The sequence below is a fragment of the Methanobrevibacter filiformis genome, assembly GCF_001639265.1.
Taxonomy (GTDB): domain Archaea; phylum Methanobacteriota; class Methanobacteria; order Methanobacteriales; family Methanobacteriaceae; genus Methanacia; species Methanacia filiformis.
In genome coordinates this window covers 1-9,578 of record NZ_LWMT01000001.1, presented here as the reverse complement: position 1 = coordinate 9,578, position 9,578 = coordinate 1, and the positions used below count along the sequence as shown (strand labels likewise).

The 9,578-nt window shown below is 30.3% G+C and carries 1 protein-coding gene; it reads right to left on the bottom strand.

Annotated features, from left to right (window positions below; all coding sequences use genetic code 11):
• Positions 1-166: 166 nt before the first annotated feature.
• Positions 167-9,046: a beta strand repeat-containing protein gene (locus MBFIL_RS00005; RefSeq protein WP_066970097.1), complete on the bottom strand. Its 8,880-nt coding sequence runs from the start codon at positions 9,044-9,046 to the stop codon at positions 167-169.
• Between the last annotated feature and the right edge of the window lie 532 nt (positions 9,047-9,578).

Below are 9,578 nucleotides of genomic sequence, written 5' to 3'. Positions count from 1 at the left end.
TCATGAAAACATATTATATTTAAAAATGATTAAAATAACTTTGTTTTACTATATATTTAGTTAAAACGCTTAAAAATTAATTAAATAGATTTTCAACGACTTATAGAATTATGGGACATCCCCTATATAGTTAAAAAAAATTTAAAAATGAAATAATTTAGATTTATTATTTTTTCTTTTTAGGTGTATATTTGAAAATAGCTATTCCTTTTTTATTTGTCTTAGCTTTTCCAACATACTTTCCTGCAACATAGAATTTAATATATTTACCAGCTAACGCTTTTCCTTTACCATTAGTTAATTTGGCTTTTAATATTATAGAGTTACCATATTTAGTTTTAGTATAGTAGATAGTGGTGATTGTTTTTTCTTTTTTAGCTTTGAATGTGTAGGTTTTAGATAATTTATTGTATTTATTATCTCCAGCAAATTTGATCTGTAATTTATTGGAAGACCTTAGTGTGGTTTTTATAGTAAATTCACCTTTACTATTAGTTTTGTAATTACCTACTTTTTTACCATTTATGTAGACTATGAATGTTTTGTTTGGAACTATTCTGCCTTCGCTATTTGTAGCTTTGACTTTTATTGTTTTCTTATCTCCAACAGTTCCATTTGGTAAAATAGTGGTTAAATTGATTTTATCTTTAGTTATGATTATAGTGGATTTTAATGATGTTGAATCAGCATAAACACCTGTAGGATCAGTAAAGGATGAGATATAAGTTAGTGTGCCTGTTTTTGTTGGAATGTATCTAAGATAAGCTATACCTTTTGCATCAGTCTTAGCTGTTCCAATGAGTTTTCCATTAACGTAGAATTTAACCTCTTTATCTGCAATAGGTTTAGCATTACCATCTTTTAAAGTGGATTCAAGTTTAACAGAATTATCAACAGCCACTATTACATTTAATGTGCTAATTTGAGTTGGAATCGCTTCTGAAATAATATTTGTTGAACTATTGTTATTTCCAATATTCTTAGTAGTAGTGTTGATTATAGCAGTATTTTTTATTGTTCCTACACTAATTATTTTTCCAGTAATTGTTAGTGTAGCTGTTTTTCCACTACTTAAATTGGATATGTTCCATAAACCAGTCATATTATTGTAAGTTCCTATGTTAGATGAATAGCTAATGAATTCTAGTTTAGAATCTAATTTTTCCAATACATTGAAATTAAAGGCTGCATTTAGACCATTGTTAGTTACTTTGATTGTGTAGGTAATGTAATCTTCAACTAGTGCATTTCCTGTGATATTACTAGTTTTAACGATGGTTAAGTTCACATCATTAACTGTGAATTTGATACTAGCATTTGTTTTATTATTAATATTTGATTCGTTTGTATTAATTTTAGCAATATTTTCTATTTCACCTAGATCATTAATTCTAGCAGTAATTGTTAGTGTTACATTATTTCCTGCTTTTAAAGTATCAATAGACCAGATACCAGTGTTTTTATCATAAGTGCTTCCATCAGTAGTGGAATAGTTGATAAATTTTAATTTATCTCCCAGTATATCAGTGATATTAACACCGTGACCATCAGTTATACCATTATTAGTAATTGTGATTTTATAGGTCACTACATCACCATAATGAGGATTGTTTTGCCAAGTGACATTAGAAACCATACCCATACTAATATTAACATCATTAACACTTATATTGACTGTATTTTTATTGTTACTGTTGATATTGTTCTCATTTGCTGAAACATTAGCAGAGTTGCTAATGTTACCTATAGCTATTATAGTAGCATTGATTGTGAGTGTTACGGTTTTACTCGCTTTAAGCTCGCCAATAGTCCATAATCCATTAGTATTATTATAATAACCTTGTGTTGTAGATGCTTTATTAAGTTTCAACTTAGTATTCTCTATTATTTCAGTTACAAGAACTCCTGTAGCAGTAGTAGCTCCATTGTTCACTACATTAATGGTATAAATTACAGTATCTCCAAAATGAGCATTAGGACTATTATTAATTCCATTAATGCTAGCTATTTTAATAATGCTGATATTGACATTGTTAGGCACAATAAAAGTAGTACTGTTAGCAGCACTAACATACCTATCATTGCCATTAAAGACAGCAACAACATTAACTAGACCAGTTGAATTAACAGTATAATTAATATTCCACTTACCACTTGCATCAGTAGTAGTATTGTAATTAATACCATTAACAGTCACAACAACACGCACATTACTAATAGCCTTATTACTCTCATCTAGCAATGTACCATTAATACTAACACTACTATTCATCTGAGCACCTGAAACAGGATTAATGACCAATGTGCTGTTTAAAGGCAAACCATTAAAACTAGTGCTGTTTACAGCAGCAGAATAATTAACATTACCAGTAAACTCAGCAACAACATTAATACTTCCAGATGACTTAACAAGATAAATAATACCCCACTTACCACTCACATCAGTAGTAACATTATAACTAACACCATTAACAGTCACAACAACACACACATTACTAATAGCCTTACTACTCTCATCTAACAAAGTACCATTAATACTAACACTACTATTCACTTTAGTATTTACGACAGGATTAATAACTAATTTACTGTTTAAAGACACTCCATTAAAGCTTGTCTCATTTACAGCAGCAGCATGATTAGTATTACCTGTGAACTCAGCAACAACATTAATATTTCCAGATGACTTAACAAGATAAGTAATACTCCACTTACCACTCTCATCAGTAGTAGCATTATAACTAGCACCATTAACAGTTACAACAACCCGTGCATTACTAATCGCCTTATTACTCTCATCTAACAAAGAACCATTAATACTAACACTACTATTCACCTTAGTATTTGTGACAGGATTGATAACTAATTTGCTGTTTAAAGACACTCCATTAAAAGTACTGCTATTTACAGCAGCAGAATAATTAGAATTACCATTAAACTCAGCAACAACATTAATATTTCCAGATGACTTAACAAGATAAATAATACTCCACTTACCACTATTATCAGTAGTACTATTGTAATTAATGCCATTAACAGTCACAACAACACGTACATTACTAATAGAATTATTACTCTCATCTAACAAAGTACCATTAATACTAACACTACTATTCACCCTAGTATCAGGAATAGGATTAATAACCAAATTACTATTTAAATCTAAACCATTAAAGTTTGTCTCATCCACAGCAGCAGAATAGTTAATATTACCAGTAAACTCAGCAACAACACTAATATGTCCAGTTGAATTAACAAAATAAGTAATACTCCACTTACCACTATTATCAGTAGTACTATTGTAACTAACGTCATTAACAGTCACAACAACACGTACATTACTAATAGGCTTATTACTCTCATCTAACAAAGTACCATTAATACTAACACTACTATTCACTCTAGTATCGGGAATAGGATTAATAGTCAAATTATTACTTAAATCTAAACCATAAAAACTTGTCCCATTTACAGAAGCAGAATAATTACCATTACCAGTAAACTCAACAAGAACATTAAATAGACCAGTTGAATTAACAAGATAAGTAATACTCCACTTACCATTCACGTCAGTAGTAACATTATAATTAACACCATTAACAGTCACAACAACCTGTACATTATTAATCGACTTATTATTCTCATCTAATAAAGTGCCATTAATACTAACATTATTGTTCACTTTAGTATCAGGAATAGGATTAATAACCAAATTACTATTTAAAGAGACTCCATTGAAGCTTGTTTCATTTACAGCAGCAGTGTGATTAATATTTCCAGTGAACTCAACAACAACATTAATATTTCCAGATGACTTAACAAGATAAGTAATACTCCACTTACCACCATTATCAGTAGTACTATTATAATTAACACCATTAACAGTCACGACAACAGTAACGTTACTAATTGCACTATTATTCTCATCAAAGAGACTACCATTAATACTAACATTACTATTAATCTTAGTATTCGGGATAGGATTGATAGTTAGTGTGCTGTTTAAAGCTGCTCCATTGAAATAAGTTGTATTAGCAGCAGCAGTGTAATTAGCATTACCAACAAACTCAACAACAACATTAACTAATTCTTCTGAACTAACAAAATAAGTAATATTCCAATTACCACTTGCACCAGTAGTACTATTATAATTAACACCATTAACAGTTAAATTAATAGTAACACCACTGATTGGAGCACCCCTCTCATCTAACAAACTACCATTAATACTAACACTACTGTTCACATTAGTATTAGGAATAGGATTAATAATTAAAGTACTATTCAAAGCCAAACCATCAAAATAAGTGTTGTTGGCAGAAAAAGTGTAATTAGCATTGCCCACAAACTCAGCAACAACATTAATAACACCAGTCGCAACCACATGATAACTAACATTCCAAATACCATTCGCATTAGTAGTAGCACTATAATTAACACCATTAACAGTTAAATTAACAATAACACCACTAATCGGAGCACCCTTCTCATCCACTAAAGAACCATTAATACTAACACTACTATTAATCTTAGTATCAAGAACAGGATTAATAACCAAAGTACTATTTAAAGCCAAACCATTAAAATAAGTAGTATTAGCAGAAGCAGTGAAATTAGCATTACCCACGAACTCAGCAACAACATTAATAACACCAGTCGCAACCACATGATAACTAACATTCCAATTACCACTTGCACCAGTAGTAGCACTATAATTAACACCATTAACAGTTAAATTAACAATAACACCACTAATCGGAGCACCCTTCTCATCTAATAAAGTTCCATTAATACTAACACTACTATTAATCTTAGTATTTATAACAGGATTAATGACCAAAGTACTGTTCAAAGTCAAACCATCAAAATAAGTAGTATTAGCAGAAGCAGTGTAATTAGCATTGCCCACGAACTCAGCAACAACATTAATAACACCAGTCACAACCACAGGATAACTAACATTCCAATTACCACTTGCATTAGTAGTAGCACTATAAGAAACATTATTAACAGTTAAATTAATAGTAATTCCACTAATCGGAGCACCCCTCTCATCTAATAAAGTACCATTAATACTAACACTACTATTAATCTTAGTATCTTTAACAGGATTAATAACCAAAGTACTGTTCAAAGCCAAACCATCAAGATACGTTACATTAGCAGAAGCAGAATAATTACCATTACCAACAAACTCAGCAACAACATTAATAACACCAGTTAAACCTACATGATAGATAATATTCCAATTACCACTTGCATTAGTAGTAGCACTATAAGAAACATTATTAACAGTTAAACTAATAGTAACACCACTAATCGGAGACCCCTTCTCATCTAACAAAGAACCATTAATACTAACATTGCCATTAATCTTAGTATTTGTAATAGGATTAATAACTAAAGTACTGTTTAAAGTCAAACCATTGAAATAAGTTACATTAGCAGAAGCAGAATAATTAGCATTACCAACAAACTCAGCAACAACATTAATAACACCAGTCGAAACCACATGATAAGTAATATTCCAATTACCACTTGCATTAGTAGAAACATTATAAGAAACATTATTAACAGTTAAATTAATAGTAACACCACTAATCGGAGACCCCTTCTCATCTAACAAAGAACCATTAATACTAACATTACTATTAATCTTAGTATTTGTAACAGGATTAATAACTAAAGTACTGTTTAAAGTCAAACCATCGAAATAAGTTGCGTTAGCAGAAGCAGTGTAATTAGCATTACCAACAAACTCAGCAACAACATTAATAACACCAGTCGCAACCACAGGATAGATAATATTCCAATTCCCAGTCACATTAGTAGTAGCATTATAAGAAACATTATTAACAGTTAAATTAATAGTAACTCCACTGATTGGAGCGCCTTTTTCATCTAATAAAGTACCATTAATACTAACATTACTATTAATCTTAGTATTTGTAACAGGATTAATAACTAAAGTACTGTTTAAAGTCAAACCATCGAAATAAGTTGCGTTAGCAGAAGCAGTGTAATTAGCATTACCAACAAACTCAGCAGCGATATTAATAACTCCAGTTGAACCTACATGATAGATAATATTCCAATTACCACTTACACCCGTAGTAGCATTATAAGAAACATTATTAACAGTTAAATTAATAGTAACTCCACTGATTGGAGCGCCTTTTTCATCTAATAAAGTACCATTAATACTAACATTACTATTAATCTTAGTATTTGTAACAGGATTAATAGTTAAAGTACTGTTTAGAGGGTCTACGTGGATTGTTGTGTTGGTGTTGGTGTTACTTCCATTAAGAATTATTTCATTTGCTGTTACATTTGCAATATTTTCTATTGTTCCAATATTAGCTATTATTACTTCAATTTCTAGAGTAGCTGTTTGATTAACATTTAATGTTCCAACACTCCATAAACCTGTGTTATTATTATAAGTCCCAGTTAAAGAATTGTATGTAACATAAGTTAATTTAGAATCTAAAATATCATATACAGATACATTACTTGCATTGTCTAAACCATTGTTTTTAATAGTTATTGTATATTTAACATGATCACCAATATGAGATACACCTGTTACATTAGACACCTTGGTAATGTTTAGATTTACTACTGGTGTGACAGTGATTGTTACTGTGGAGTTTATATTTGGATCTTTAAGTGATTCTAAAGCTGTTACATTGTTTACAGTGTTGTTTATTTCTCCAGATTTAATAACTTGAACAACCATGTGCAGTGTTACATTTGTCTTACCTTCAATATCCCCAACATTCCAAATACCTGATGTGTTGTTGTATGACAAACCTCCAGTCCAATTAATAAGTCTAAACTTATCACCAAGTAAATCAGTGAAAGTAACATTAGATGCAATATTATCCCCAATATTTGCTATAGTTATTGTGAAATTAATAGTACCATTATTCGAAACATTTGTTACATTAGCAACCTTAACAATAGTAAGATTAACAATAGTATTATTCTCAATAACAAGAACAAGATCCTCACCATCCACTAAAGCATTTATTGATGCTTGAGGATCATTATTAGTTAACATAACCTCTTGAGAAAATGTGAATGATCTTACATCACCACTACTATTATTAACAATACCAGTACTATTTCTAATTAATACATCAACTGTAAAGTAAGGCAATAAACTCAAATTATTAGCAGCTGTGGTATTCAGTACAAATGCATAGGATAACACTGCAACAGTGTTTTTTGTATAATTTAATGTTGCATTCTGACTTGTATTAAATGTAGAATTAAGTGAAACTCGCAAAATATAATAATTACTTAATGTGAGATTACCAACAGCTCGAACAATAGAAGTTCCAATAGGGTTAGTATTGTTTCCCCACCAATTAAAATTAAGATTAACATTTCCACCATATATATAAACTTGACCATTACCTGCATTATTATAAAAACGATTATAATTCACAGTTGAATTTGCACTAGTATAAATAGCACCACCATTTATCCCCGCAGAATTATCAACAAAAGTAACATTATTACGCACAGCAAAATTAGCACCAGTATTATAAATAGCACCACCATTATCATTAATAGCAGAATTATTAACAAAAGCACTACCACTACCTACACTAAAATTAACACCCTCATTATAAATAGCACCACCATAACGCCTAGCAGAATTATTAACAAAAGCACTATTACCTACACTAAAATTAGCACCATAATTATTACAAATAGCACCACCATAACTACTAGCAGAATTATTAACAAAAGTACCACTGCCTATACTAAAATTAGCATCACGATTATAAATAGCACCACCATAATTAGCAGAATTATTAACAAAAATGCCATTGTTACCTACACTAAAATTAGCACCATAATTATTACAAATAGCACCACCATAAGTATTAGCAGAATTATTAACAAAAGCACTATTATTACCTACACTAAAATTAATGCCACTATTATAAATAGCACCACCATAAGTATTAGCAGAATTATTAACAAAAGTACTACCATTACCTACAGTAAAATTAGCACCAAAATAATTATAAATAGCACCACCATAATTACTAGCAGTATTATTAATAAAACTAGTATTTTCACTTATAAAAAAATTAGTTCCATTTTCGTTGTGAATAGCTCCACCATTGTTAGCAGTGTTATTTATGAAATTAGAGCCTATTATTGTGACTTTAGAACCATTATTATAAATAGCACCACCACTATTATTATTAGTACCCGTTAATTTACCGTTTGTGAAAGTTAAATTAATTAATGTGACATTTATACCATTAGCAATGAAAAATATTCTTCCATTATTTAATGCATTCAATATTACTTCTTCTCCGCTGAGGCTAGTTTCACCTATTATAGTTATGTTTCTGTATATGGTTAAGTTAGTGTTGTTTTGAAGGATTACATTGGAGTTATTGTAATTACCTCCAGCTACATGTATAGTTGCTCCATCTCCTGCAACTTCAAGAGCTTTTTGAATTGACTGGAAAGCATCAGACCATGATGCTCCACTATTACCATCATCTCCACCAGTAGCATTAACATAAAGATTAAAAAGAGTGGAAACAAAACCATCAACGGTGAAAATCACAAGTTCGCCCATATCAGGAGTGAAATTAAGAACATGAGTAGCAGGTAACTTAGAAACATAAGTATCCCCATAACCCTCAGTAGTACTAACATTACCATCAAAAACAGGAATATCACTAACATTAAAAGCACCAAAATTATTAAGATGGAAACTATAACTTAAAGTAGTAATATTTTGAGAATAATCAATACTTACCACACTAATATCCACTACGAAATAATTTGAAAGAGTTACAGTCCCAATCACAGAGACTCCACGCGGACCTATGTTAGTTCCCCACCAATTATAATTAAGATTAACAGTTCCACCAGCTACATAAACTTGAGCATTACCAGTATTATTATAAAAACGATTATAATTCACAGTTAAACTTCCTGAATTAACATGAATAGCAGCACCATTTCTCCCAGCAGAATTATCAACAAAAGTACCACTATTACCCACAGTAAAATTAGCACCATAATGAGAAATAGCACCACCATCATAATTAATAGCAGAATTATTAACAAAAGTACCATTGTTACCTACACCAAAATTAGCACCAGTATTATAAATAGCACCACCATAAGTATTAGCAGAATTATTAACAAAAGCACTATTATCACCTACACTAAAATTAATGCCACTATTACAAATAGCACCACCATAAGTATTAGCAGAATTATTAACAAAAGCACTACCATTACCTACAGTAAAATTAGCACCAATATTATAAATAGCACCACCATAAGTATTAGCAGAATTATTAACAAAAATACTACCATTACCTACAGTAAAATTAGCACCAAAATAATTATGAATAGCACCACCATAATGACTAGTGTCAAGACAAGTTAATATTTGAGATAAGTTTATTTATTATTAAGTTATATATAATATACATGTCAAGGCGAAGTTTTGAGTTTAATGAGGATGATGAAAAATTTTTAATAGGCTTTGTTAAAAATTCGAAGGAAACATTAAGAGCATTTGTACT